General features: G+C 71.8%; 25 protein-coding genes and 2 pseudogenes. 15 read left to right on the top strand and 12 right to left on the bottom strand.

Annotated features, from left to right (window positions below; translation table 11 throughout):
- The first annotated feature begins 543 nt into the window (after positions 1-543).
- A complete protein-coding gene (locus tag ACZ60X_RS06605) occupies positions 544-3,084 on the top strand; it encodes an ATP-dependent Clp protease ATP-binding subunit (protein ID WP_469594077.1) in 2,541 nt (846 codons plus the stop codon).
- A gap of 15 nt (positions 3,085-3,099) precedes the next feature.
- On the opposite strand, the gene ggt is transcribed toward ACZ60X_RS06605, so the two are convergent.
- Entirely contained in the window at positions 3,100-4,902 is a 1,803-nt protein-coding gene (gene ggt / locus ACZ60X_RS06600; protein WP_469594075.1) for a gamma-glutamyltransferase, read from the bottom strand.
- A 144-nt stretch (positions 4,903-5,046) separates the two neighbouring features.
- Between ggt and ACZ60X_RS06595 the strand changes: the two genes are divergently transcribed.
- Positions 5,047-5,796 (top strand): hypothetical protein, encoded by a 750-nt coding sequence (locus ACZ60X_RS06595; protein WP_469594072.1) that lies wholly within the window; start codon positions 5,047-5,049, stop codon positions 5,794-5,796.
- A gap of 126 nt (positions 5,797-5,922) precedes the next feature.
- Positions 5,923-7,470, top strand: coding sequence for an alpha/beta fold hydrolase (locus tag ACZ60X_RS06590; RefSeq protein ID WP_469594418.1), 1,548 nt, complete (start codon positions 5,923-5,925; stop codon positions 7,468-7,470).
- 49 nt (positions 7,471-7,519) lie between these two features.
- Here the strand turns inward: ACZ60X_RS06590 and ACZ60X_RS06585 are convergent, their stop codons facing one another.
- The 9 genes and pseudogenes from ACZ60X_RS06585 to ACZ60X_RS06545 form a co-directional block, all read right to left on the bottom strand.
- The gene (locus ACZ60X_RS06585) at positions 7,520-8,398 is read right to left on the bottom strand and encodes an amino acid ABC transporter permease (RefSeq protein ID WP_469594070.1); all 879 of its coding nucleotides are present in this window, start codon (positions 8,396-8,398) and stop codon (positions 7,520-7,522) included.
- Positions 8,395-9,039, bottom strand: a complete 645-nt coding sequence (locus tag ACZ60X_RS06580; RefSeq protein ID WP_469594068.1) for an amino acid ABC transporter permease — start codon at positions 9,037-9,039, stop codon at positions 8,395-8,397. The genes ACZ60X_RS06585 and ACZ60X_RS06580 overlap by 4 nt, the downstream gene beginning before the upstream one ends.
- A gap of 14 nt (positions 9,040-9,053) precedes the next feature.
- Positions 9,054-9,977 carry a glutamate ABC transporter substrate-binding protein gene (locus ACZ60X_RS06575; protein WP_469594065.1) on the bottom strand — a complete coding sequence of 308 codons (924 nt, stop codon included), beginning with the start codon at positions 9,975-9,977 and terminating at the stop codon, positions 9,054-9,056.
- Between the two features lie 18 nt (positions 9,978-9,995).
- Positions 9,996-10,727: an amino acid ABC transporter ATP-binding protein gene (locus ACZ60X_RS06570; RefSeq protein ID WP_469594063.1), complete on the bottom strand. Its 732-nt coding sequence runs from the start codon at positions 10,725-10,727 to the stop codon at positions 9,996-9,998.
- 135 nt (positions 10,728-10,862) lie between these two features.
- Complete coding sequence (locus ACZ60X_RS06565; RefSeq protein ID WP_469594061.1) at positions 10,863-11,282, bottom strand: DUF6278 family protein; 420 nt, start codon at positions 11,280-11,282, stop codon at positions 10,863-10,865.
- Positions 11,283-11,297: 15 nt separating this feature from the next.
- Complete coding sequence (locus ACZ60X_RS06560) at positions 11,298-12,077, bottom strand: exodeoxyribonuclease III (RefSeq protein ID WP_469594058.1); 780 nt, start codon at positions 12,075-12,077, stop codon at positions 11,298-11,300.
- A gap of 36 nt (positions 12,078-12,113) precedes the next feature.
- Positions 12,114-12,749 (bottom strand): MBL fold metallo-hydrolase, encoded by a 636-nt coding sequence (locus ACZ60X_RS06555; protein ID WP_469594055.1) that lies wholly within the window; start codon positions 12,747-12,749, stop codon positions 12,114-12,116.
- 34 nt (positions 12,750-12,783) lie between these two features.
- Positions 12,784-14,085 carry a bifunctional 3-oxoadipate enol-lactonase/4-carboxymuconolactone decarboxylase PcaDC gene (pcaDC, locus tag ACZ60X_RS06550; RefSeq protein ID WP_469594053.1) on the bottom strand — a complete coding sequence of 434 codons (1,302 nt, stop codon included), beginning with the start codon at positions 14,083-14,085 and terminating at the stop codon, positions 12,784-12,786.
- A gap of 20 nt (positions 14,086-14,105) precedes the next feature.
- Positions 14,106-14,491: pseudogene (locus tag ACZ60X_RS06545) on the bottom strand (transposase); the annotation flags it as partial.
- Between ACZ60X_RS06545 and ACZ60X_RS06540 the strand changes: the two are divergent.
- From ACZ60X_RS06540 to ACZ60X_RS06525, 4 genes and pseudogenes are all read left to right on the top strand, one after another.
- Positions 14,444-14,665, top strand: coding sequence for a hypothetical protein (locus tag ACZ60X_RS06540; RefSeq protein WP_469594444.1), 222 nt, complete (start codon positions 14,444-14,446; stop codon positions 14,663-14,665). The pseudogene ACZ60X_RS06545 and the gene ACZ60X_RS06540 overlap by 48 nt on opposite strands.
- Positions 14,662-15,105: pseudogene (locus tag ACZ60X_RS06535) on the top strand (O-methyltransferase); the annotation flags it as partial. The gene ACZ60X_RS06540 and the pseudogene ACZ60X_RS06535, both read left to right, overlap by 4 nt.
- Complete coding sequence (locus ACZ60X_RS06530; protein WP_469594416.1) at positions 14,997-15,299, top strand: hypothetical protein; 303 nt, start codon at positions 14,997-14,999, stop codon at positions 15,297-15,299. The pseudogene ACZ60X_RS06535 and the gene ACZ60X_RS06530, both read left to right, overlap by 109 nt.
- An 83-nt stretch (positions 15,300-15,382) precedes the next feature.
- Positions 15,383-16,030 carry a hypothetical protein gene (locus tag ACZ60X_RS06525; protein WP_469594051.1) on the top strand — a complete coding sequence of 216 codons (648 nt, stop codon included), beginning with the start codon at positions 15,383-15,385 and terminating at the stop codon, positions 16,028-16,030.
- Between the two features lie 352 nt (positions 16,031-16,382).
- On the opposite strand, the gene ACZ60X_RS06520 is transcribed toward ACZ60X_RS06525, so the two are convergent.
- Positions 16,383-17,465 carry an AfsR/SARP family transcriptional regulator gene (locus tag ACZ60X_RS06520; protein ID WP_469594048.1) on the bottom strand — a complete coding sequence of 361 codons (1,083 nt, stop codon included), beginning with the start codon at positions 17,463-17,465 and terminating at the stop codon, positions 16,383-16,385.
- Between the two features lie 936 nt (positions 17,466-18,401).
- On the opposite strand from ACZ60X_RS06520, the gene ACZ60X_RS06515 reads away from it, so the two are divergent.
- The 6 genes from ACZ60X_RS06515 to ACZ60X_RS06490 are packed head-to-tail and all read left to right on the top strand — an operon-like array spanning position 18,402 to position 21,918.
- Positions 18,402-18,896, top strand: a complete 495-nt coding sequence (locus tag ACZ60X_RS06515) for a Fur family transcriptional regulator (protein ID WP_469594045.1) — start codon at positions 18,402-18,404, stop codon at positions 18,894-18,896.
- Between the two features lie 8 nt (positions 18,897-18,904).
- On the top strand, positions 18,905-19,117 hold the full coding sequence (locus ACZ60X_RS06510) for a hypothetical protein (RefSeq protein WP_469594042.1): 213 nt from the start codon (positions 18,905-18,907) through the stop codon (positions 19,115-19,117).
- A 9-nt stretch (positions 19,118-19,126) separates the two neighbouring features.
- On the top strand, positions 19,127-20,149 hold the full coding sequence (locus tag ACZ60X_RS06505; protein ID WP_469594039.1) for a CobW family GTP-binding protein: 1,023 nt from the start codon (positions 19,127-19,129) through the stop codon (positions 20,147-20,149).
- Positions 20,146-21,171 carry a WD40 repeat domain-containing protein gene (locus ACZ60X_RS06500; RefSeq protein ID WP_469594037.1) on the top strand — a complete coding sequence of 342 codons (1,026 nt, stop codon included), beginning with the start codon at positions 20,146-20,148 and terminating at the stop codon, positions 21,169-21,171. The genes ACZ60X_RS06505 and ACZ60X_RS06500 overlap by 4 nt, the downstream gene beginning before the upstream one ends.
- Positions 21,168-21,569 (top strand): (2Fe-2S) ferredoxin domain-containing protein, encoded by a 402-nt coding sequence (locus ACZ60X_RS06495; RefSeq protein ID WP_469594035.1) that lies wholly within the window; start codon positions 21,168-21,170, stop codon positions 21,567-21,569. The genes ACZ60X_RS06500 and ACZ60X_RS06495 overlap by 4 nt, the downstream gene beginning before the upstream one ends.
- Positions 21,556-21,918 carry an ArsR/SmtB family transcription factor gene (locus tag ACZ60X_RS06490; protein WP_469594033.1) on the top strand — a complete coding sequence of 121 codons (363 nt, stop codon included), beginning with the start codon at positions 21,556-21,558 and terminating at the stop codon, positions 21,916-21,918. The genes ACZ60X_RS06495 and ACZ60X_RS06490 overlap by 14 nt, the downstream gene beginning before the upstream one ends.
- Before the next feature lie 23 nt (positions 21,919-21,941).
- Here ACZ60X_RS06490 and ACZ60X_RS06485 read toward each other — a convergent pair whose 3' ends face one another.
- Positions 21,942-22,235, bottom strand: coding sequence for a hypothetical protein (locus tag ACZ60X_RS06485; protein WP_469594031.1), 294 nt, complete (start codon positions 22,233-22,235; stop codon positions 21,942-21,944).
- Positions 22,236-22,491: 256 nt separating this feature from the next.
- Here ACZ60X_RS06485 and ACZ60X_RS06480 point away from each other — a divergent pair, with 256 nt between their 5' ends.
- Positions 22,492-23,235 carry an ATP-binding protein gene (locus tag ACZ60X_RS06480; protein ID WP_469594028.1) on the top strand — a complete coding sequence of 248 codons (744 nt, stop codon included), beginning with the start codon at positions 22,492-22,494 and terminating at the stop codon, positions 23,233-23,235.
- A gap of 266 nt (positions 23,236-23,501) precedes the next feature.
- Positions 23,502-23,894, top strand: coding sequence for an SCO5389 family protein (locus ACZ60X_RS06475; protein ID WP_469594026.1), 393 nt, complete (start codon positions 23,502-23,504; stop codon positions 23,892-23,894).
- Positions 23,895-24,133: the final 239 nt, after the last annotated feature.

The raw sequence follows: 24,133 nt of genomic DNA, 5'->3' as shown, positions 1-24,133 counted from the left end.
AGGCGCGACAGCCCGATCCTCCGCAGACCCGCACACCCGCAGCCTCAGAGGCCCGGCAAGCCCCGCATACCGCGCAGCCCCGCACACACCCCGCATCCCCAGGCGCCCCGGAGGCCCGCCCGACAGGCCTGCCATCAGCCCGCACGCCCCGCAGCCTCCGCAGGTCCGGCACCCCGGTCACCTCCGCATCTCGCACACACAACGGGCCCCGCACCCCGGTCGACCCGGCAGGAGCCCGCGCACCTCGCATTCCCAGCGGCCCAGAAGCCGACAGGTCCCGCCGGCTCGCAAGCCCGCCCAGCTCCAGCGGCCCCGCAGACCCCAGCGGCCCGACAGCCCGATCACCGGCCCGCCGCAGCCGCGGTCAGGCCCGGACGCAGCCGCGATCACCCCGCACACTCCGCAGCCCGGCACGACCCCGCAGGACCCGGCAGGGCCTCGTGGGCGAACATGCCACGCCCCTCGGATCATGTCATCGTGGGCATGAACGGGCTCCACCCGGTTACCCGGCGCAGCCAGTCGTCAGCGAAGGAACGGAACGCCATGACCAACGGCTACCCTCCCGACCCCTTCGGCGATTTCCTGGCCCGCTTCTTCGGCGGATCCGGCGCAGCTCCGAGCCCCCGCCACATCGACATCGGCCGGCTGCTCAGCCAGCCGGCCCGGGAGCTGGTCCGGGGGGCCGCCCAGTACGCCGCCGAGCACGGCAGCCGAAACCTCGACACCCAGCATCTGCTGCGCGCGGCCGTGGCGGCGGAGCCCACCCGGAGTCTGCTCAGCCGGGCAGGCGCGGACCCGGACTCCCTCGCCTCGGAGATCGACGACCGGTCGGGCCCCGCCCAGCACCCGCCCGGCGAGGCACCCGCGCCGACCTCGCTGTCGCTCACCCCGGCCGTCAAGCGCGCCCTGCTGGACGCGCACGACCTCGCGCGGGCGAGCGGCGCCGGGTACATCGGCCCGGAACACGTGCTGAGCGCGCTGGCCGCGAACCCCGACTCGGCGGCCGGACACATCCTGAACGCCGCCCGGTTCGCGGCGGGCGGGCTGCCGCCGGAGGCCCCGGAGGCCACCCAGGTCCGCCCGGAGCGGCAGCGACCCCCCACCGGTACGCCCACGCTGGACAAGTACGGCCGCGACCTGACCGACCTGGCCCGGCAGGGCCGGATCGACCCGGTGATCGGCCGGGACACCGAGATCGAGCAGACCATCGAGGTGCTCTCCCGGCGCGGCAAGAACAACCCCGTGCTGATCGGCGACGCCGGCGTCGGCAAGACGGCCGTCGTGGAGGGGCTCGCGCAGCGCATCGCCGACGGGGACGTGCCGGAGGGGCTGGCGGGGCGCCGGGTGGTCGCCCTGGACCTGACCGGCGTGGTGGCCGGCACCCGCTACCGGGGCGACTTCGAGGAGCGCATGAACAACATCGTCGAGGAGATCCGCGCGCACTCCGACCGGCTGGTCGTGTTCATCGACGAGCTGCACACCGTCGTCGGCGCCGGCTCCGGCGGCGAGGGCGGCGCGATGGACGCCGGCAACATCCTCAAGCCGGCGCTCGCCCGCGGCGAACTGCACATCGTCGGCGCGACCACGCTGGAGGAGTTCCGCCGGATCGAGAAGGACGCGGCGCTGGCCCGCCGCTTCCAGCCGATCCTGGTGCCCGAGCCGACGGTCACGGACACCATCGAGATCCTGCGCGGGCTGCGCGACCGGTACGAGGCCCACCACCAGGTCCGCTACACCGACGAGGCGCTGGTCGCCGCCGTCCAGCTCTCGGACCGGTATCTCACCGACCGGCGGCTGCCGGACAAGGCGATCGACCTGATCGACCAGGCGGGCGCCCGGGTCCGGCTCGGCGCCCGGACCAAGGGCACGGACGTGCGCGCGATGGAGCGCGAGGTCGAGCAGCTGGTCCGGGACAAGGACCAGGCGGTCGCGGACGAGGACTACGACGCGGCCAAACAGCTGCGGGACCGGATCGGCGAGCTGCGGCAGCGGATCGAGGAGGCGAGCGGCGGCTCGAAGGCCGACGAGGGGCTGGACCTGGAGGTGACGGCGGAGGCCGTCGCCGAGGTGGTGTCCCGGCAGACCGGCGTCCCGGTCAGCCGGCTCACCCAGGAGGAGAAGGAACGGCTGCTCGACCTGGAGCAGCATCTGCACCAGCGGGTCGTCGGCCAGGACGAGGCCGTCGCCGTGGTGTCGGAGGCCGTGCTGCGCTCCCGCGCGGGCCTCGCGAGCCCGAACCGGCCGATCGGCAGCTTCCTGTTCCTCGGCCCGACCGGTGTCGGCAAGACCGAGCTGGCCCGGGCGCTCGCCGAGGCGCTGTTCGGCAGCGAGGACCGGATGGTGCGCCTGGACATGAGCGAGTACCAGGAGCGGCACACCGTCTCGCGGCTGGTCGGCGCCCCGCCCGGGTACGTCGGCCACGAGGAGGCCGGGCAGCTCACCGAGGTCGTGCGCCGGCACCCGTACTCGCTGCTCCTCCTCGACGAGGTGGAGAAGGCCCACCCGGACGTCTTCAACATCCTGCTGCAGGTCCTGGACGACGGCCGGCTGACCGACTCCCAGGGCCGGACGGTGGACTTCACCAACACGGTCATCGTGATGACCAGCAACCTCGGCTCGGAGGCGATCACCCGGCGCGGGGCGGGGATCGGGTTCGGGCCGGGCGGCGCGGAGGCGGACGAGGAGGCCCGGCGCGAGCAGATCCTGCGGCCGCTGCGCGAGCACTTCCGGCCGGAGTTCCTCAACCGCATCGACGAGATCGTGGTGTTCCGGCAGCTCACCGGCGCCCAACTGCGGCAGATCACCGAGCTGCTGCTGGAGAGCACCCGGCGGCTGCTGGACGGCCAGGGCGTCACCGTCCACTTCACGGACGCCGCCGTCGACTGGCTCGCCGAGCGCGGCTACCAGCCCGAGTACGGCGCCCGTCCGCTGCGCCGCACCATCCAGCGGGAGGTGGACAACCAGCTGTCCCGCCTCCTGCTGAACGGCACGATCACCGAGGGCGGCCAGGTGACGGTGGACGTCACCGACGGCCGCCTGGACTTCCGCGCGGCCCGCTCCCAGCCCCCGTCACCGCAGCCGTAGCGGAGCCGTGGCGGGTCACGGCGCCGGGTCGACCACCATCGCCGAGCCCCCGCCGCGCCGTACCTTCTCGGCGGCGGCCAGCCACTTGCCGCCCGGCAGACGCTGGACGCCGGTGGCCGCGCCGATCTCGGGGTTGAGGGAGAAGGAGTGCCCGATGGCCTCCAGTCGCTTCCTCAGGTCGCTGTCGTACAGGGCCGGTTCGAGTTCGGTCCGCGCCGCGTTGCGCTGGCTGGCACGAGGGGCGGCGATGGCGTCGACCAGCGGCAGGTGCCGGTCGAGGAACTCGGTCAGGGTCTGCAGCACGGTGGTGATGATGGTCGCGCCGCCGGGTGAACCGAGCGCCACCACCGGCACGTTGTGCCGGTCCAGCACGATCGTCGGCGAGATCGACGAGCGCGGCCGCTTGCCCGGGCCCGGCAGGTTCGGGTCGTGGACCGCCGGGTTGGCCGGGGCGAAGGAGAAGTCGGTCAGCTCGTTGTTGAGCAGGAAGCCCCGGCCGGGCACGGTGATGCCGCTGCCGCCGGTCTGCTCGATGGTGAGCGTGTAGGAGACGACGTTGCCCCACTTGTCGGCCACGGTCAGATGCGTGGTGTTCTGGCCCTCGTACGTCGTCGGGGCCGCCGTACCGCCCGTGCCGCAGCGCGCGGGGTGGCGCGGGTCGCCGGGGGCGAGCGGGCTGGTGAGGACGGCGTCGTCCTTGATCAGGCAGGCCCGCGAGTCGGCGAACCGCTGCGACAGGAGCTGCCTGGTCGGCACGTCCTCGAAGGCGGGATCGCCGACCCAGCGGCCCCGGTCGGCGAAGGCGATGCGGCTGGCCTCGATGAAGTGGTGCAGGTACTGCACCTCGCTCGCCTTGGAAAGGTCCGTGTTCTCCAGGATGTTGAGCGCCTCGCCGACCGTGGTGCCGCCGGAGGAGGAGGGCGCTATGGAGTACACGTTCAGGCCGCGGTACGACGTCCTGGTGGGCGCCTGGAGCCTGGTCCGGTAGGCGGCGAGGTCCTTCTCCTCCAGCTTGCCGGGGCGGGCGTTCCAGCCGGACTCGGGGTCCACGGGCGGGTGCTGGACCGTCCTGACGATGTCGTCGCCGATGTCCCCGCGATAGATCGCGCCCGTCCCCTCGCTACCCAACTCCTCATAAGTACGGGCGAGTTCGGGGTTCTTGAAGGTGGAGCCCACGACGGGGAGCCGGCCGCCCGGCAGGAACAGCTTCGCGGTGTCGGGGAAATAGCGGAACCGGGTCTCGTTGGACGCGGTCTGCGCGCGGAAGGTGTCGTCCACGGTGAAGCCGTCGCGGGCGATCCGCTCGGCCGGCTTCAGGACGGTGCCGAGCCGCCTGGTGCCCCACTCGTCCAGCGCCGTCTGCCAGGTGGCGGGCGTGCCCGGGGTGCCGACGCTCAGGCCGCTGCTGACGGCGTCGGCGAAGGACAGCGGCTTGCCGTTCTCCACGAACAGGTCGGAGTCGGCGCTGAACGGTGCCGTCTCACGGCCGTCGATGGTGTGCACCGTGCGGGTCCGGGCGTCGTAGTAGACGAAGTAACCTCCTCCGCCCACGCCGGCCGAGTAGGGCTCGGTGACGCCGAGCGCGGCGGCGGTCGCGACGGCCGCGTCGACCGCGTTGCCGCCGTGCCGCAGGACCTCGATGCCGGCCGCGGTGGCGTCCGCGTCCACACTCGCGACGGCGCCGCCGTAGCCGACGGCGACCGGGACCTTGGCGGGTGTGCCGCCACTCGCCGCACCCGGCGGCGCGGCCGCCCCCACCGACACCATGGCGGCCGAGACCGCCAGAACCGCCAGTTTCCGTCTGCCAGGGCGACGCATCCGTACCTCCCGTCGGAACCGGTCAGCGCAGCGTAACGAGATTGCCGGGACGCCGACAGTGGGCCTTGGCGGGCCGCCACACGAACGTCACACGTCGAACACCGGTGCGCTCCCGGACACCTGGGGCCGCTACCATGCCCGGCCATGAACGACGACCTGCGCAACATCGTCCTCGGTCTGGTGGCGACCGGCATCTCGGCCTCGCTGGGCTGGATCGCCCGGACCTCGCTGTGGCGCCGCAGGCTGCGGCGCAAGCAGGCGTTCTTCGGGCTGCCGGACCACTCCGAGGCGCTGCTCGTGGTGAACCGCAACGCGGGCGGGCCGGACCTGTCGGTGATGCGGTACGACGTGTTCGCCCTGCTGGAACTCGCCGCCCTGGTCAAGGACTGCCACGCGCACGCCCAGGTCGTGGCGCACGACGCCACCGGGCAGGGCTTCGGCGAGCGGACGGAGTTCTGCGTCGGCGGGCCCTATTCGAACCGCCGGACGGCGGCCCACCTCTCCTCGCTGCTGCCGGGTGTGTGGATGAACGTCGAGGCCGACTCCGGCCCGGAGGCGGGCGCCTTCCGGATCGGCGGGGAGCACTACCGCGTGGACGGCGGCCGGAGCGAGTACGTCCTGCTGGCCCGGGTCAGCGCGGACGGGCACGGGGCCGGCCGGCCGGTGTTCCTCTTCTGCGGTCAGCGGGCCATCACCAACCAGGCCGCGACCCGCTACCTCGCCCGTCATCACGAACGCCTGCACCGCAGGTACGGCACCGGCTCCTTCGTGCTGCTGCTGAAGGTGCTCAACTCGCATGCGTACGGCCCCGACGTCGTCGAAGTCGTGGCCGACGTGACGCGGGCGGCACGGACCCCCGCGCCCGAGGCGGCCGGCGCCGACAGCGCTTCTTAGCACTTCAACAATCTTTACCCGCACGTAACTTACCGACGGGTTACTTACGGTAAGCGGGCATGGTTACCGTCGGGTCACTTTGCACTGACACGAGTGAAGGAGTGACCCATGAGACAGGGCACCGCTATGCGCACCGCGGCCGCCTCGACCCTCTCGGCGGCGCTGGTCTGCGGGGGCGTCGTGGGCCTGGCCCCAGCCGCCCGGGCCGCCGCCCCAGCGGTCCGCTTCGTGGACATCACCGGCGACGGCGGCACCGTGCTGAAGGCCAACGTCGTCGCACCCGCGAACGCGGGCGGCGCACACCGCTACCCGCTCGTCGTGCTGCCCACGAGCTGGTCCCTGCCCCAGGTCGAGTACCTGGCGCAGGCGCGCAGGCTCGCGGACGCCGGCTACGTGGTGCTCAGCTACAACGTGCGCGGCTTCTGGCAGTCCGGCGGGCAGATAGAAGTGGCCGGTCCGCCGGACGTGGCGGACGCCTCCAAGGTCATCGACTGGGCCCTCGCCCACACGCCGGCCGACCCGCGGCACATCGGCATGGCGGGGGTGTCGTACGGCGCCGGGATCAGCCTGCTCGCCGCCGCCCACGACAAGCGGGTCAGGGCGGTGGCCGCGCTCAGCGGCTGGGGGGACCTGGTCGACTCGATCTACTCGGGCCGCACCCAGCACGTCCAGGCGCTCGGCGTGCTGGACGGCGCGGCCACCCTCACCGGCCGCGAGAGCCCGGAACTGCGCGAGACGTTCGCGAACCTCTACTCCTCGAACCTGTCGAAGGAGCAGGAGATGATCGCCTGGGGGCGAAAGCGTTCCCCCGCGACCTATGTCGACCAGCTCAACCGCAACGGCGCCGCCGTGATGCTCGCCAACGCCTGGGGCGACACCGTCTTCAACCCGAACGAGTACGCCGCCTTCTACGAGAAGCTCAAGGTGCCCAAGCGGCTGGAGCTGCGCCCCGGCGACCACGCCACCGCCGAGCTGACGGGACTGTTCGGGCTGCCCAACGACGTCTGGACGGACACACAGCGCTGGCTCGACCACTACCTCAAGGGCGCCGGCAACGGCATCGACCGCGAGCAGCCGGTCCAGCTGGAGTCCCGTAGCGCGGGGGGATACGAGGGCTACCCGGACTGGAAGTCGGTCGGCGCGACCCGGCGGAAGATCGCGCTCGCGGACCAGGCCACGATCCACGCGGGCGTCGACTCGGGCGCGGACGGCGGGATCGTCTTCCTCTCCAGCATCCTGGACCAGGTCGCCAAGCTGCCGCCGATGGCCTCGATCCCGCTGCTGCCGCGCCGGTGGGCGGCCGTGTGGCAGTCGCAGCGGTACGCCGGCCCGCAGGCGGTGCGGGGCACGGCCACGCTGCACACCACGCTGACCCCGACGGCGGAGAGCGGCACCCTGGTCGCCTACCTGTACGACGTGGGGCCGCTCGGCGTCGGCAAGCTGGTCACGCACGCGCCGTACACCTGGCACGGGCGGACGCCCGGCACGCCGTTCGACGTGGACCTGGATCTGTTCTCCACGGCCTACGACGTACCCGCCGGGCACCGCCTCGCACTGGTGGTCGACACGGTCGACCCGCTGTACATCGAGCACAACCCGTCCGGCGCGCAGCTGACCTTCTCCTCGCCCCCGGACGACCCGTCGTACGTGTCCGTCCCCGTGCGCGAGCAGTGATCTCCGGCTGCCGCCGGACGAGCCTGGCCCGTGTGAACTGCCGCCCCTCCTAGGGTTTTGGGGCCATGGGGGGCTCCCCGCCCGGCAGCAGCGCCCCGGGACCCGGTGTGGCGAGAGCCACCGCCTCGGTCCTGGGGCTGCGCTGCTCGCGGCGGGACACCCATACGGCGAACCACGAGAGCAGCATGCACATCCCGATGTAGATCGGCGAGATCACCATCACCACGGGGATGAAGGGCAAATCGTAGTCGAGGTTGGAGGCGATCAGTTTCCCGGCATGGAGGAACTCCTCGTAGGTGATGAGAAAGCCGAGGGAGGTGTCCTTCAGGGCGACCACCAACTGGCTGATGACGGCGGGCAGCATGGCACGCACCGCCTGCGGGACGAGGACGTACCCCATGACCTGCGTCTTGCGCATGCCGAGCGCGAACGCCGCCTCGCGCTGGCCGCGTTCGACGGCGTTCACACCGGAGCGGAAGACCTCGGCGAGCACCGAGCCGTTGTAGAGGGTAAGGCCGGCGACGAGCGCGGTGAGCGGCTGGGCCTTCAGCGCCACGAAGACGAAGAAGATCATCACCAGGACGGGCATGGCCCGGAGGAACTCCACGAGGACGGCGGCCGCCCGGCGCACCGGCCGGTGGTCCGACAGCCGCCCGGTGGCGAGCACCCCGCCGAGGACGAGGGAGAGCACCGCCGCGATCGCGAAGGCCTTCAGGGTGTTGCCGAGGCCGCGCAGCAGCAGTTCCTGGATGCCCTTGTACGCGAAGGGCATCCACTTGGTGTAGGCGAACTGGCCGGTGTCGAACAGCAGATACAGGAGCCACGCGGCCAGGCCGAGGAGCACGGCGGTGGCCGCCACGCCGTAGCGGCGGTGCCGCCGCCGGCTGCGCGGCCCCGGCACGTCGTACAGCGCCGTGCTGCCGGTCATCGGGTGACTCCCCACGTCCGCTCCAGCACGTGGAACAGCGCGCTGATGGCGAGCGTGACGATCAGGTAGCCGAGGGCGATCCACACGAAGGTCCAGACGATGCCGTAGCCCCGTTCGCCGAGCGTCTTGTAGGTGCCGAGCAGTTCGGTGACGCTGAACGCCCCCGCGATCGCCGAGTTCTTCGCGAGTGCGATGAGCGTGGAGCCGACCGGCGGGATCACCGACCGGAAGGCCTGCGGCAGTACGACCAGGCGCAGGGTCTGGCCGAACGTCATGCCGAGGCTGCGGGCCGCCTCGCCCTGTCCCCTGGGCACGGTGTTGATGCCGGAGCGCAGCGCCTCGCAGACGAACGCCGAGGTGTAGCAGCCGAGGGCGAGGACCGCGAAGAGCCGGAAGGGCAGCAGGACTCCGAAGCGGGGCAGACCGAGCACCACCGCGAAGAACAGCAGGGTCAGCGGGGTGTTGCGCAGCACGGTGACCCACACGGTGCCGAAGACGCGCAGGGAGGCGACGGGTGCGACCCGGAAGGACGCCATCACGAAGCCCAGCGCCAGTGCCAGCGCACTGGCGTAGACAGTGAGTTCGACGGTGCCGAGGAAGCCCTCGCCGTAGAGGGAGAAGTTGTCCGTCAGTACGTTCATGCCCGTCCTCGCGCTCAGCTCGCCGGGTAGCGGTCGATGGCGGGCGGACGGGGTGCGGGGACGCCGGACAGGCCGAGCGTGGCCTCGTACGCCCGTCTCCAGTCGCCGTCCTTCTCACGGGTCCGGAGCGCGTCGTCCAGGGCGAAGCGCAGGGCGTTGTCGCCGTGCGGGACGCCGATGCCGTACGGCTCGTTCGAGAACGGCCTGCCGACGACCTTGAGTTCGGCGGGGGCCTTGGCGGCGTAGCCGATGAGGATGGCGTCGTCGGTGGTGACCGCGTCGACCTGGTAGGTGAGCAGGTTGTCGACGCAGGCCGAGTAGGTGTCGTAGGAGACCAGCACCGCCTTGGGGTAGTCGGCCTGGATGCGCTGGTACGGGGTGGATCCGGCGGCCGAGCAGACGCGTCTGCCGTCGAGGTCCCGGGGGCCGTGGATGTCGTTCCCGTCCGTGCGGACCAGCAGGGACTGGCCGGCCATGTAGTAGGGCCCGGCGAAGCCGACGAGCTTCTTGCGGCCCGCGTTGATGGTGTAGGTGCCGACGTACGCGTCGATCTGGCCGTTCTGCAGGGCGGTCTCGCGGTTGGCGGAGGCGATCGTCCGGAACCGGACCGACTCCGGCGGGAAACCGAGGGAGGCGGACGTCATTTTGGCGATCTCGATGTCGAAGCCGGCGTAGGTGCCGGTCGCCGGGTCCCTCTCGCCCAGGTAGGGCTGGTCCTCCTTGGCGCCGACGACGAAGTAGCCGCGCCTCTTCGCCCGGGTCCAGGTGCCGGAGGCGGGCAGGGTGAAGCCCGCGGCCACCCGGTAGTGCGGGAGCTTGTCGGCCGCCGGGCCCTTGCCGGGCGGGCTGCCGTCCTTGCCGCAGGCGGCGGCGAGCAGCGCGAGCGCCCCGCACAGCGCTCCGCCCAGGGCGCGGGGCGCACGGGTGGTACGGATCATGGTGCTGCGCTCTCCCGCTCAGTGCTTGAGGATCTCGGAGAGGACGTCGCCGGCGCGCTCGCTGCGCGGGTCGGTGGAGAACTCCTCCGGGGCGCGGTCCTCGACGATGCGGCCGTCGGCCATGCAGACGACCCGGCGGGCGCAGGCGCGGGCGAAGCCCGTCCCGTGGGTGCCGACGACCGTGGTGATGCCGTCACGGGCGAGCTGCCGCACGACCTGCGGCACCTCGTCGATCATCTCCGGGTCGAGGGCGGAGGTGGGCTCGTCGAAGAGCATCGCCTTGGATTCCATGGCGGGGGCGCGGGCGATGGCCACGCGCCGCTGCCGGCCGCCGGAGGGCCGCGCCGGGGACGCGTCGGCCTGCGCGAGCAGGCCGGCCCGGTCCAGGAGGGCGCCGGAGCGCCGGTCGGCGTCGCCCTTCCCGCGCCGGCGGACCTGGACCCGGGCGAGCGAGACGTTCTGGAGGACCGTCCCGTGGGCGAAGAGGGTGAAGGACAGGAAGACCGTGCCGACCTCGGCGAGCGGCCTGCCCTCCCGGGACAGCGGTTCGCCGCCGCGCCTGACGGTGCCGGACCGGACGGTCTCCAGCCGGTTGGCCGTCCTGCACCGCGTCGACTTCCCGGACCCCGAGGGGCCGACGCCCACGACCGCCTCTCCCCTGCCGACGGTGAGGTCGACGTCCCGCGGGACATGCGGCTCGCCGTGGTACTTGTTGACGCCTTGCAGCTCGATCAGTGGATCGACGGCCATACGCAGCCCAACTCGCTTCCAGCTGTGTCGTGGTTGCCGCAACCTATCGAGACGACAGCGGAGTTGAGGGACGACACGCACCTTTCGGGCATAAGCCGTATTTACGCCCAATGGGGGGCGTTCATGGGGGCGGGGTCAGGTCTCGGCGATCTCGGCGTACAGCTGGGACAGCTCGGGGACGCCGCTCGCGGCCCACTCCTGTCCGGCGTCCGTGACCTGGAACTCACGGCCGGAGGAGAGCAGGACGACGGGTTCGCCGTCGGAGCGGATCCGCCAGCGGGCGCCGGGTACGGTGCGCACCACGACCGTACCGAGATAGAGCCCGGCGTCGTGGCCGAGCCGGGGCAGGGTCTCGGCGTCGTCGCGCCAGCGCGGCACGAGCTGGTCCAGGGCCTCCAGGGAGGCCGGGGTGTCGTCGAGGCGGACGCCCGCCCGCTCCGCCTGCGCGCGCAGCAGCTCGCACTCGGACAGCAGCGCGGTGACCGACTCGGGATCGCCGGGGCCCGTCCCTTCGCCGTTCTTCTTGTGCCGGTGGCCCAGGAACGGAAGGTTCATGGACCCAGCCTGGCATCACACGTCGAGGTCGACCACCACCGGCGCGTGATCGGAGGCGCCCTTGCCCTTGCGCTCCTCGCGGTCGACGTAGGCGTCCTTGACGGCCTTGGCGAAGGCGCCGTTGCCGTACACCAGGTCGATGCGCATGCCGCGGTTCTTCGGGAAGCAGAGCTGGCGGTAGTCCCAGTAGGTGTACGGGTGCTCGTACTTCAGCGGGCGGGGCACGACGTCGTTCAGGCCCGTCTCGCGCAGTGCGGCGAGGGCGGCGCGCTCGGCGGGGGTGACGTGGGTGGAGCCCTCGAAGACGGCCGGGTCGTAGACGTCGTCGTCGGTCGGCGCCACGTTGTAGTCCCCCAGGACGGCGAACGGGCGGCTGCCCTGCGCGTCGCCGTACACGGCCGCCTTCAGGGCCTCGAACCACTGGAGCTTGTAGGCGTAGTGCGGGTGCTCCACCTCGCGGCCGTTGGGGACGTACACCGACCAGACGCGGACCGGGCCGCAGGTCGCCGAGATGGCGCGCGGCTCGGTCACGCCGTCGTAACCGGGGTCGCCGGGCAGGCCCTTGCCCACGTCCTGCAGACCCACCCTGGAGAGCACCGCCACGCCGTTCCACCGGCCGGTGGCGTGGACCGCGGCCTCGTAGCCCAGCTCGCGCAGCTCCTCGAACGGGAACTGCTCCTCGGCGATCTTGGCCTCCTGCAGGCACAGCACGTCGGTGCCGCTGCTCTCCAGCCAGGCCAGCAGCCTCGGGAGGCGGGCGGTGATCGAGTTCACGTTCCAGGTGGCGATGCGCATGTCTCACAACCTACCCGGAGCCTCTGACAACCCCGCTCAGACCTCCGCCGAGACCCCCGGGGCCAGCCGCTGGTGGTCGGTGCCGCCGAGGGCGCCGATCTGGCGGTCGTAGACGGGCCGGGCGAGGTCGGTGAGCAGGGCGTCGTGGACGTCGTAGGCGCGCCGCGGGCGGACCTCGCGGACGTACTCGATGACCTCGGAGATCTTGTTCCAGGGCGCCATCACCGGCAGGAGCAGCGTCTCCACGTCGTGGTGGGGGACGGTGAGGGCGTCGCCGGGGTGGAAGACCGTGCCGCCGTCGATCAGGTAGCCGACGTTGGTGATGCGCGGGATCTCCGGGTGGATCACGGCGTGCAGTTCGCCGTGGACCTGTACGTCGAAGCCGGCCGCGGTGAAGGTGTCGCCGTGGCCGACGGTGTGCACCCGGCCCGGGAAGGCCGTCGCGATGTGCTCCGCGACGGCTTTCAGGGTCCAGATCCGGGCCGCCGGGTTGTTCTCCATGGCGGCCCGGAGCCGGAACTCGTCGAAGTGGTCCGGGTGCTCGTGCGTGATCAGGATGGCGTCCGCGCCGAGTGCGGCGTCCTCCTCGCTGAACCCTCCGGGGTCGATGACGAGGGTCTGCCCGTCCTTCTCCAGGCGGACGCAGGCGTGGGACTTCTTCGTGAGCTTCATGCCCGCCATCCTGCCGCCTCGGACGGCCCGGCACTCACTCGGCGGGCGTGGTCTCCTCCTGGATGACCCCCTGGGCCACCCGGAAGGCGCGGTGCACGGCCGGCACCCCGCAGTACACGGCCGTGTGCAGCAGCACCTCCTTGATGTCGTCCGGGGTGAGACCGTTGCGCAGGGCCGCCCGCGTGTGGGCGGCCAGGTCCTCCAGGTGCCCGCCCGCGACGAGCGCGGTCAGCGTGATGCAGCTGCGGGTACGGCGGTCCAGGCCCGGCCGGTCCCAGATCTCGCCCCAGGTGAAGCGGGTGAGGAAGTCCTGGAAGTCGCCGGAGAACGCGTCGGCCGCGGCCAGCGCCCGGTCCACGTGCGCGTCGCCGAGCACCTCGCGGCGGATCTTCAGCCCGGTCTCGTACCGGTCGGACGGCGCCGGGATCTCGGCCGGTACGGCGGCCGGGGCGATCTCGGCGACGGGCACGGCCTGCGGCGCGGCGGCCGGTGGGGGCACGGCGACGGGCACGGCGGCCAGGCTCGGCAGGGCCGTCTGGCCGGTGTCGTAGGGCTGCTGCCAGGCGGTGGCGAAGTGGTGCGTCAGCAGGTCGGTGACGGCGGCCGGCTGCTCGACCGGGACCAGGTGGGAGGCGCCGGGAACGACGGCGAGCCGGGCGTCGCGTATGCCGGCGACCAGCGTGCGGGCCTCGGCGGGACCGGTGACCTGGTCGTCGGCGCCGACCAGCACGAGGGTCGGGGCGGTGGCCCGGCCCAGCTCGGCGCGGACGTCGAAGGCGGCGAGGGCCTCGCAGGCCGCGATGTAGCAGCCGGGGTCGGTGGTGCGGACCATCTGCACCGCCCACTCGGTGATCGCGGGCTGGGCGGCGGCGAAGGAGCCGGTGAACCAGCGGTCCGGGGAGGTACGGGCGATCGGGTCGAGTCCGTTGGTGCGGACGACCACCCCGCGCTGGCGGAACTCGTCGGCGGTCCCGAACCGGGGCGAGGCGGCGACCAGCGCCAGCGAGGCGAGCCGCTCGGGATGCCGCAGGGCCAGCTCGATGCCGATCGCACCGCCCAGCGCGCAGCCGGCGTACCCGAACCGCTGCACGCCGACCGCGTCCAGCGTGGCCAGCAGCCGGCTCGTCAGCTCGGCGACGGATCCGGCCGGGTGAGCGGGGGCGCCGCCGTGGCCCGGCAGGTCGAAGCGGAAGACCCGCCACTGCTGGGTCAGCTCCGGCACCTGGCGGTCCCACATGTGCCATGTGGTACCCAGTGAGGGACCCAGGATCAGGACCGGAGCGTCTTCTGGCCCGTCAAAGCGGTATTGCAGGGTGTTCGGGGGTGTCTCACTCACGCCCCAGACCCTCTCACGTCTCACGACTGCCCGTATAACGAGGGTTGCGACTGCACAGGTCTGACCAGGCGGAAGACCTCCCGGGCCGCATAGCGCTGAGGCTGCGGACTATCTCGCGCCGCGTTTTGCCCTCTTTGCTGCGGCGTTCGTAGTAGTCCTGGGTACGCGGGTCGACGCGCAGGCGGGTCTGCACGATCCGGTGCAGGGCCGCGTTCGCCTGCCGGTCGCCGCCCCGGTTGAGGCGCCGGTACCGCCGACTGCCCGAGGAACGCTCGACCGGGCTGACCCCGCACAACGCCGCGAACGACGCCTCACTGCCCAGGCGTTCCGGGTTGTCCCCGATCGTGATCAGCAACCGGTGAGCGTCTGCTACGGCGCCGAGGACCCCGAGGTCGAGGCGGCCGACGCTGCGGCCTGGGCCGAGGCCACCTCGGCGCGGACCGAGCTGACGACGTTCCCGGGCGGCCACTTCTACCTGCGCGATCCCGCCCACGAGGAGCTGACGCACTGGCTGTCCGCGCGGCTGCGCGGACAGCACCGGCAGACCCACACCGACCCCGCGGGAAGGAACCGGGAATGATCGTACGACCCGTCGTGGAGAAGTACGCCGAGGAGGTCTCCTCCCCCGCGCCGCCCTGGCTGGCCGCCCTGGTGGCCGACACCGAGGCCGAGACGGACCTGCCGGCCATGATGGTGGGGAGTCTGGAGGGCGAGTTCCTGGCCTCCCTGGTGTCCGCCCTGCGGCCCCGCCGCATCCTGGAGATCGGCACCTTTACTGGCTACTCCGCTCTCTGCATGGCCCACGCGATGCCGGACGACGCCGAACTCCACACCTGCGAACTGAGCCCGCTGCACGCCTCGATCGCGCGCAAGCACTTCGCGGCCTCCCCCTGGGCCGAGCGGATACACCTGTGGGAGGGCCCGGCCCTGGCGTCGGTCGGAGACCTGCCCGGCCCCTTCGACCTGGTCTTCGTCGACGCCGACAAGCCCGGGTACATCGACTACTACGAGGCGGTGCTGCCGAAGCTGACCCGCACGGACCGATCCTGGCCGACAACGTCCTCCAGTTCGGCGGCGTCGCCAACGAGCGGGACCAGCAGCCCGACACCGTCGCGATGCGCGCGTTCAACGCGCACGTCGCGGCCGACCCCCGGGTGCGGCAGGGCGTGCTCACCGTGCGCGAGGGCGTGAGCGTCATCCGGCGGGCCGGCTGACCGGAACCGCGCGCACGCGACGGCGCCCAGACCCCGTGGGGTCCGGACGCCGTCGTACGCGTCGGGCTCAGCCCGCCGGCTTGATGTTGTTGGGGCTGTTCGAGGAGGTTCACGTCGAGCAGGCCCTCCAACAGCAGCTCGGCTTCGGCCGGATCGGTGTCGAGCAGGGCCGCCGCCTCGTACACGCCCATGCCGGCGTCGGGCATCAGGGCCAGCACGCACAGGGCGTGGCGCTGCGCCTCGGTCAGCGCGTCGAAGGAGAGCTGGAGCACCGACCGGACGCTCCGGTCGCCCACCTGGAGTTCGGCAAGCCGACGCCGCATGTCGCCCAGGCGCTCCACCAGATGGGACAGCGTCCAGGTGGGGCGGCTGCGCAGCTTGGCGGCGGCCAGGCGCAGTGCCAGTGGGAGTCCCCCGCAGTACGCGACGAGCACTTCCGCCGCCTGGGGCTCCAGTCCGCCCCCGAGCAGCCGCTCAAGCAGTTCTCGGGAGTCGCCCGCGCTCATCCGGGAGGCCGGGCAGGGCTCGGTGCCGTCGAGGCCGTAGAGGCGACGGCGGCTGGTGATCAGAACGACGGAACCGTTGCCCGGCGGCAGCAGCGGCACGATCTGCGCCTCGCTCGCGGCGTTGTCGAGCAGCAGCAGCACCTTGGAGTCGGCCAGCCGGGCACGCCACATAGCCACCTGGCTGTCGAGGTCCGCCGGGATGCGCTGTTCCTCGATCCCCAGTGAGCGGAGGAGCACCTGAAGGACCTCGGCGGGTTCGCGGGGCCGCTCGCAGGGACTGAAGGCGTGCAGGTCGACGTAGAACTGGCCGTCCGGAAAGTCCTGAGCCAGCCGATGGGCCGTGTGCAGGGCGAGAGCCGTCTTGCCGACGCCGCCCATGCCGTCGACGCAGATGAGCAGCGGCCCCGGGCCCCGGGAGCCCGCCCTGGCGGTCCGCAGCAGGGTATCCGCCTCCTCCCGGCGGCCGACGAAGTCGGTCGGCCCGTGGGGCAGGGTGCAGGTGGCCCGGACGGGCGTCTTGCGGACCCGTGGTGCCATGTGCTGTCTACCCGCGTCGAGTTCTGTGATCACGGGCTGTTCATAATCGCGGGGCGACGCTCCGGTGGGCCGTGTGCAGGGCGAGAGCCGTCTTGCCGACGCCGCCCATGCCGTCGACGCAGATGAGCAGCGGCCCCGGGCCCCGGGAGCCCGCCCTGGCGGTCCGCAGCAGGGTATCCGCCTCCTCCCGGCGGCCGACGAAGTCGGTCGGCCCGTGGGGCAGGGTGCAGGTGGCCCGGACGGGCGTCTTGCGGACCCGTGGTGCCATGTGCTGTCTACCCGCGTCGAGTTCTGTGATCACGGGCTGTTCATAATCGCGGGGCGAGGCTCCGGCCCGCAGGTAGGTGTGCGCGTCACCGCACAGCACCGCTTCGTGCACCTGGGCCAGCGAGTGATCGGGGTCGATGCCCAGTTCGTCGCGGAGCAGGGTGCGGATCTCGGCGTACTCGGCGAGCGCGTCGGCCTGCCTGCCGGAGAGGGACAGCGCGAGCATGAGCTGTGCGCGCAGGTCCTCCGCGAGCGGGTGCTGCGCCACGAGGTCCCGCAGGTCCTCTATCGCCAGCGCCGGTGGCGAAGAGCGCAGCCGCAGCGAGATCAGTTCCTTCTGGACGGCGAGCCGCCGCTCCTCCACCACCCGGGCGGCCGCGCGGATCGGGCCGCTCTCCAGATCGTCGCCGTCGACGATGTCGGCCGCCACCTGTCCGCGGAAGAGGGACAGGACCATTTGCAGTTCCTGGATGCGCTGCGCCTCGCCCACTCCGCTCTCCGCGAGTTTGCGGACCCGCAGGCGGCGCTGGTTGAACTCCACCAGGTCGGACTCGACCGCGCTGACGTTCAGCCGGTAGTTCGGGCCGTCGGTGAGCAGGTGCGCGCCCGCGCCTGGTATGGAGTGGCGGAGTTGGGCGACCGCCTTGCACACCTGGTTGGAAGCGGTCGCCGGGCAGTACGAGCCCCAGACCGCCTTGGCGAGACGGGGGGTGCTGAGCACGTCGCCGGGAGACAGCATCAGCAAGGTGAGCACGCGGCGTGCCACGGTGCCGGGCAGACGGACCGGTGCGTCCCCGCACCGCACGGCGACCGACCCCAGCACCTGAAAGCGCAGCCCCGCTTCCCGCGCGGTCATACGGCCGGCTCGCGGAGCACGGGTCGTGCCGTTGGGCGTGCCTCCTCAGGGGTGACGGACCTCAGACATCGATGACGGGCGGACGGCACCCGACCGCAGTGCCGCAGCCGCGAAACCCCCGCCGCGCCCACGTGCTCGTGGCGACACCCACCTTGTTCCAGCACCACGCCATCCCCCAGACCGGCTGAGCTACGAACGAAGAACTGCCCCGCCTTTTGGCCGAAAGGAGGGGAACCCAAGGGAAGACAGACAAGTGACCCACTGTGGCCACCAAGACCTCGCAATCTGACACGAGAAACACACAGATGTGCAGGCGTTACCCGCGAACGCCAGTCGCAAACGCGCCCGAATCAGTCCCGCCGCGCTCCGGGGACAAATATGACCATCATCGCGCGATTCGCGGGTCTCGATGTCCGGAATATTGCATTCTGTCACTAGCTGTCGACGTCAAATCGACCGAAAGTGCGCGGTCCGGCTCAGCACCTCGCGACGCGCGAGGAGAGGGCCTGGTCCTGGCCCTGGCCCTGCGGGGACTGGCCCCGCTCGCCGGACTTGCCGAAACCGCTGCGCCCACTGCTTGTGGCCGCATGAGTTTCCCACGCGGCGTCGCCCACCACTGCGGCCGTCCCGACGATGGCCAGCGTCAGGGGCAGGACGGCATTCCTGGCTAGCGAGCGCACAAGGTCATTATCGACGCGGGCCGGGAGTCCGGGAGGTGCTCCACCGGGAGGTTCCCGTCACATTCCACCGTCCCGAAGGCACCGGCCTGACAGCCCACACCCGCAAGGACCTGCCGTCCGATTGTCCCGGCAGCACTGCTGAACCAGGCGTCGCCAACCAAGCCGCACATGACTGGTCGTTCATATGGACATGGATTTCATTTCCATCTACGGTGGAGCGTGCCGACCCGGCACGAGCCACAGGGGGTGATGCGCCATGGGCGGCCGGACGACCCGGCAACGCAAGGCGGTCACGCGGGCACTCGCGGGCTGCCAGGACTTCGTGTCGGCCCAGGAGTTGTACGCCCTTCTGGTGGCCGGCGACCACGCGATCGGCCTGACCACCGTCTACCGCGCCCTGCGCGAGCTGGAGGCGGACGGCGGTGTGGACGTCGTACGCGACGAGACCGGCGGGCGGCTGTACCGGCTGCGCCCCGCAGACGGGCACCGCCACTACCTGATGTGCCGCGACTGTGGGCGCAGCCGGCCGGTGGACTCCGAGGTCGTCGAGGAGTGGGCGGGCCGGATCGCCGCCGCGACCGGCTTCACCGCGGTGGAGCACACCGTCGAACTCACCGGCGTCTGCGCCGACTGTCTGTCCCCCACCGACGGAGGGCGGCCGTCCGGGGACGGAGAAGGAGGAGAGGAACAGTCATGCCACTGGGATCGCGGCCCGGGCCTCCGGGGCCCAGTCCGCAGCTGCGCGAGCTGAAGGAGACCGTGCGCGCCCTGCTCGGCCTCGACGACGACACCGCCGTCATGATCCGCCAGCTCGCCTGCACCGAACCGGGCTGCCCGCCGTTGGAAACGGTCGTCGTCGTGCTGCCGATGGAGGGCGCAGCCCGCCGCTGGACGCTGCACCGCCGCGTCGACCAGATCACCGAGGACGACCTGCGGTCCGCCCTCCTCGCCACGCCCGAACAGCACGACTAGGAGAATGACTTGACCACCCCCGTAACCGAAGAGCCGCGCGACGAGCGGGTCCCCGTCACCGTCCTGACCGGCTTCCTCGGCTCCGGCAAGACCACCCTCCTCAACCGCATCCTCACCGAGAACCACGGCATGAGGATCGCGGTCATCGAGAACGAGTTCGGCGAGGTCGGCATCGACGACGCCCTGGTCCTCGACGCCGAGGAAGAGATCTTCGAGATGAACAACGGCTGCATCTGCTGCACCGTGCGCGGAGATCTGATCCGCATTCTGGGCGCGCTGATGCGGCGTCGCGAGAAGTTCGACCACATCCTCATCGAGACCACCGGACTGGCCGACCCCGCACCGGTCGCGCAGACCTTCTTCATGGACGACGAGATCGCCTCCCAGCTGCGGCTGGACGCCATCGTCACCCTCGTCGACGCCGCCCACGTGCTCCAGCACCTGGACGAGGTGAAGCCGGAGGGCGTGGAGAACGAGGCCGTCGAGCAGATCGCCTTCGCCGACCGCGTCGTCCTCAACAAGACCGACCTTGCCGACGAGGAGACCATCGGACAGGTCGTGCGCCGCATCCGGGCCGTCAACGGCGGAGTGCGGATCATCCCCGCACAGCACGCGCGCATCGATCTCCACGAAGTGCTGGACGTGGGCGCGTTCGACCTGGAGCGGGTGCTCGCCGACGATCCCGCCTTCCTCACCGAGACCGAGCACCAGCACGACACCACCGTCACCTCGGTCGGCATCGAGCTGACGGGCGAACTCGACGAGGACCGGCTCAACGCCTGGCTCGGCCGGTTGCTGCGCACCAAGGGCGTCGACCTCTTCCGCTCCAAGGGCATCCTCGCCATCGCCGGAGCGCCCAAGCAGTACGTCTTCCAGGGCGTCCACATGCTGCTGGACGGCACCTTCGGACGCGACTGGCGGGAGGGCGAACCCCGCACGAACAAGCTGGTGTTCATCGGCCGCAACCTCGACCGCGAGGCCCTCGAACGTGGTTTCGCCGACTGCCTGGCCACGGCGGGAGCGGCCGCGTGAGTACGACGGTTCAGTCCCCGCTCGCCTGGGAGGCCGGCGTCGACGACGCACCCGTCGCGCTCAATGCACGGGGTGATCTGGTCGCCGTCGCCGGGGCCGGGGGGACGGTGAAGGTCCTCGACGCGGCGATGGGCGCCGAGATCGGGGCGTTCGAGCTTTCCGGAGGCGCACTCGCGGTTGCGCTTTCCCCGGATGCCGGGCACGTGGTGGCGACCGGCCCCCTGGGATATGCACTGTGGCGCCGCTCCGACGGGCGTACGACGGTGCGGGAGTACGGCGCCTGGTCGGCCTCCGCCGCCTGGGCCGACGGCACCCGGGTCGCGGTCGCCTGCGGCCGTCGCGCGCTCGTACTCGACACGGACGGCGACGAGTTGTGGCGCACCGAGCCCGCAGCGTCCACCGTCACCGACCTCGCCTGGATGCGGCAGGGGCGGCGCCTGGCCGTGGCGGCGTACGGCGCCGTGCGCTGCCACGAGCGGCACACCGAGAATCCGGTCGCCACCTACCCCTACGTGGGCTCCCACCTCGCACTCGCCGTGGCACCCACCGGCAGGTGGATCTGCAGCGGCAACCAGGACGCCTCCATCCACATCTGGCGCACCCGCGACGGCGGCGAGCTGACCATGTCCGGCTACCCGGAGAAGGTCTCCCGCCTCGCCTTCGACGACACCGGCTTCTGGCTGGCCGCCGACGGCGCACCCGACGTGACCGTGTGGGACTTCTCCGGCAAGGGCCCGGAGGGCACGGCACCGCGCTCCCTGCGCTGCCACGAGACGGTCACCGCGCTCGCCTGGCGGCCGGGCGCGGCCGGGCATCTGGCCAGCGGCGGCGCCGACGGCACCGTAGCCCTGTGGCACGCCACGGCCGGGCGGCCGCAGGCACGCCTGCGGCCGGTGCGCGAACTGGACGGCACCGGTGCGGCGGTCGGGGCGCTGGCCTGGGCAGGCCCGCACCTGCTGGCTGTCGCCTGGCGGGACGGCCGGATCCGGACGTACGGCGTGCCGTCCCGGACCGCGCTGTGAACCGCTCCGTGATCCGGGCGGCCGCTCCCCGCCCCTGCACGCTCGTCGTGTGCCGGGGCTGCTGCTGCGGCAACCCCCGCAAGCACCCCGGCACCGACCACGCCTGGCAACTGGAACGCCTGCGCGCCGGCGCGGCTCAGTACGGCTTCCAGGTCCGTACGACGGACTGCCTCGGCCCCTGCGACCAGGCCAACGTCATCGTCGTCCAGCCCTCCACCGCCGGGCGCCGGGCCGGAGGCCGCGCCGTCTGGGTCGGCTTCGCCATGGACGACGACAGCACCGACGACCTGCTGCGCTGGGCAGCCCAAGGCGGACCCGGCATCGCCGAACCGCCAGCCGCCCTGGCCCTCCAGCTCATCCGCCCACCGCGCGAGGCCCGCGCCCGTGCACGCCGATGACCTCGACGCCGGCGGCCGCGACGTCCTCGCGGCCGCCCGGCTCGACGAGGCCACCGCCGCCTCCGTCGCCACAACGCTCCAGGCCCTGGCCACACCGTCCCGCCTGCTGATCCTCACCGCCCTGCGGCAACGCCCGTACCCGGTCGGCGAACTCGCCGCCGCCGTCGGCATGGAACAGTCCGCCGTCTCCCACCAACTCCGCCTGCTGCGCGCCCTCGGCCTGGTCACCGGCCGCCGCGACGGGCGCCGCATCGTCTACAGCCTCTACGACGACCACGTCGCCCAGCTTCTCGACCAGGCCGTCCACCACATCGAGCACCTGCGCCTCGGCGTCCGCGACCTCGACTGACGCACACCTCCAGGAGCAGCACGTCAGTTTTGGGGGGCGGCCTGCTGCGGCGCCGGGGCCGCCCGGAGCCGGTCGGGCAGTGTGCCGTCGTCGGGCATCCCGGCCCGCAGCCACGCCCCCACCGCCTCGGCGTCGGCTTCCGTCACCAGCGGACCGAGGCGTACCACCATCCCAGTGGGCCTGCGGTCGGTCCCGCAGGGCTGCACAGCGCCTTGCAGCCCGCGGCTGCCTTGGCAATGCAGCACTTTTCCCAGGCAACCGGTGGAGACCATCACCGCGTGCGGGCACTCACGGACCGCGTGACGCAGCCCGTTCATCGCCCCTCCCCTCGCGGCGGCAGGGCATGAGCCGCAGACGACAAGGGTGAGAGGGCGGCTCTGACGGTCGCCGGCGGTATCGCTCATCTCCGTGCTTCCTCCGCATGAGTGAAAGAGATCCCCTGTTCGCCGCTGCGGAGACCCAACCCGCCGCAGCGGTCAGCAAGTTGGCACACCGGGGATTTGACAGCACCTGGCCGCACCACCAGCCTATGCTCATGACATCCATTTTCAATAGATAGAGTGGCGGTTAGCCATGCGTGTTGCCTTCGCCGGCAAGGACGGCAGCGGCAAGACGACCCTGTCGGCCCTCTTCTCCCATCACCTGGCGCACTCGGGGGCGCCGGTCGTCACCATCGACGGCGACATCAACCAGCACCTGGCCCACGCCCTCGGCCTCGACGAGGACGAGCTCTTCGCCGCCCCGCCGCTCAGCGCGCGCACCGGCGAGATCAAGGACTACCTGCGGGGCACCAACCCGCGGATCCCGTCCCGCGACGCCATGGTCAAGACACCCCCGCCCGGACGCGGCTCCCGGCTGCTGCGGCTGCTCGGCGACGACGAGATCCACGGCCGCCACGTCCAGGAGGTCGGCGGCGTACCGCTCATGGTGACCGGCACCTTCGACGAGAGCGACCTCGGAGTGGCCTGCTACCACTCCAAGCTCGGTGCGGTCGAGCTGTACCTGAACCACCTCGTGGACGGCCCCGGAGAGTACGTCGTCGTCGACATGACCGCCGGCGCCGACGCCTTCGCCTCCGGCCGCTTCACCCGCTTCGACATGACGTTCCCGGTCGTCGAGCCGACCCGCAAGAGCGTCTCGGTGTACCGCCAGTACCGCGACCACGCGGCCGAGTTCGGCATCCCGATCGCCGTCGTCGGCAACAAGGTCACCGGCGAGGACGACCTGCTCTTCCTCAAGGAGCACGTCGGCGACGATCTGCTCGCGCACTGCGAGCAGCCCTCCTACGTGCGTGCGCGCCCAGGAACAGGGCCGTAGCCACAGCGAGCTGGAGCCGCACAACACCCACACCCTGGACCTGCTGCGCGCGGCCGTGGACGCCCGCCCCAAGGACTGGGCGGCCTTTCAGAAGCACGCCGTGGACTTCCACCTGCGCAACGCCGCCGCCTGGGCCAACGAAGCCACCGGCCAGGACCTCGCCGGCCAGGTCGACCCGGACTTCCGGCACGGCCCCACGGCACTGGCCGCCGTCGCCTGCCCCCCCCAAGACCAGAACCCAGAGCAAGAGAACAGGACAGCCCTTCATGTCACTCGACGTCTCCCCGCAGCTGCTCGCCGAAGCCGAGAACGGCGAGGTACGGGAGCAGGACTTCGTGGAAACGGTGCGCACCTCCCTGCCGTACGCCTACGACCTCATCGCCCGCCTCGCCGAGGAACTGCGCTCCGGCACCGCGGAGTTCGCCGACAACCAGGCCCCGCCACCCTCCGAGAAGGAGCGCGGCCAGCTCCTGCGCGCTCTGTCCAGCGACGCCAGCCGCGTCAGCCTGGAACGCCACTTCGGTATCGCCCTCGCCTTCCAGAACTGCCACCGCGTCGCCGCCTTCCACCCCGAGGCACGCGGCGGCGAGGCCCACAGCCGCTTCACCTCGCTGCGGGCGCAGATCCTCAACCAGTCGCCGGAGTTCCGCGACTGCTGAACCACTGCCGATCGCGACCGCCGCCTGCCGGAACCGGCGTTCGGCAGTCAGGCCGCACGTCGTCCCTTTGGCGGCATCCGCCGCACCCCCTACCTGCGAAGCCCCCGGAGCAGTCGTACGCCCGGTCAAAAGATGGCAACGGTTTTCATCTTCCATTGATCTGAAAATCATTTCCACTTAGCGTCGAAGGTGTCGCCACCCGGCCGGCGCGTGTGTGCCGCGCGCCCGGCATCGCCCGA

Source organism: Streptomyces sp. NPDC104106, assembly GCF_055584345.1.
This window is presented reverse-complemented; position numbering and strand designations above follow the sequence as displayed.

Coding starts and splice junctions, on each gene's coding strand:
- ACZ60X_RS06575 (WP_469594065.1), bottom strand. CDS start 9,977: ATGATCCGTACCACCCGTGCGCCCCGCGCCCTGGGCGGAGCGCTGTGC.
- ACZ60X_RS06570 (WP_469594063.1), bottom strand. CDS start 10,727: ATGGCCGTCGATCCACTGATCGAGCTGCAAGGCGTCAACAAGTACCAC.
- ACZ60X_RS06595 (WP_469594072.1), top strand. CDS start 5,047: ATGAACGACGACCTGCGCAACATCGTCCTCGGTCTGGTGGCGACCGGC.
- ACZ60X_RS06590 (WP_469594418.1), top strand. CDS start 5,923: ATGCGCACCGCGGCCGCCTCGACCCTCTCGGCGGCGCTGGTCTGCGGG.
- ACZ60X_RS06475 (WP_469594026.1), top strand. CDS start 23,502: ATGTCACTCGACGTCTCCCCGCAGCTGCTCGCCGAAGCCGAGAACGGC.
- ggt (WP_469594075.1), bottom strand. CDS start 4,902: ATGCGTCGCCCTGGCAGACGGAAACTGGCGGTTCTGGCGGTCTCGGCC.
- ACZ60X_RS06515 (WP_469594045.1), top strand. CDS start 18,402: ATGGGCGGCCGGACGACCCGGCAACGCAAGGCGGTCACGCGGGCACTC.
- ACZ60X_RS06480 (WP_469594028.1), top strand. CDS start 22,492: ATGCGTGTTGCCTTCGCCGGCAAGGACGGCAGCGGCAAGACGACCCTG.
- ACZ60X_RS06580 (WP_469594068.1), bottom strand. CDS start 9,039: ATGAACGTACTGACGGACAACTTCTCCCTCTACGGCGAGGGCTTCCTC.
- ACZ60X_RS06605 (WP_469594077.1), top strand. CDS start 544: ATGACCAACGGCTACCCTCCCGACCCCTTCGGCGATTTCCTGGCCCGC.
- ACZ60X_RS06565 (WP_469594061.1), bottom strand. CDS start 11,282: ATGAACCTTCCGTTCCTGGGCCACCGGCACAAGAAGAACGGCGAAGGG.
- ACZ60X_RS06555 (WP_469594055.1), bottom strand. CDS start 12,749: ATGAAGCTCACGAAGAAGTCCCACGCCTGCGTCCGCCTGGAGAAGGAC.
- ACZ60X_RS06525 (WP_469594051.1), top strand. CDS start 15,383: ATGTTGTTGGGGCTGTTCGAGGAGGTTCACGTCGAGCAGGCCCTCCAA.
- ACZ60X_RS06560 (WP_469594058.1), bottom strand. CDS start 12,077: ATGCGCATCGCCACCTGGAACGTGAACTCGATCACCGCCCGCCTCCCG.
- ACZ60X_RS06585 (WP_469594070.1), bottom strand. CDS start 8,398: ATGACCGGCAGCACGGCGCTGTACGACGTGCCGGGGCCGCGCAGCCGG.
- ACZ60X_RS06485 (WP_469594031.1), bottom strand. CDS start 22,235: ATGAACGGGCTGCGTCACGCGGTCCGTGAGTGCCCGCACGCGGTGATG.
- ACZ60X_RS06520 (WP_469594048.1), bottom strand. CDS start 17,465: ATGACCGCGCGGGAAGCGGGGCTGCGCTTTCAGGTGCTGGGGTCGGTC.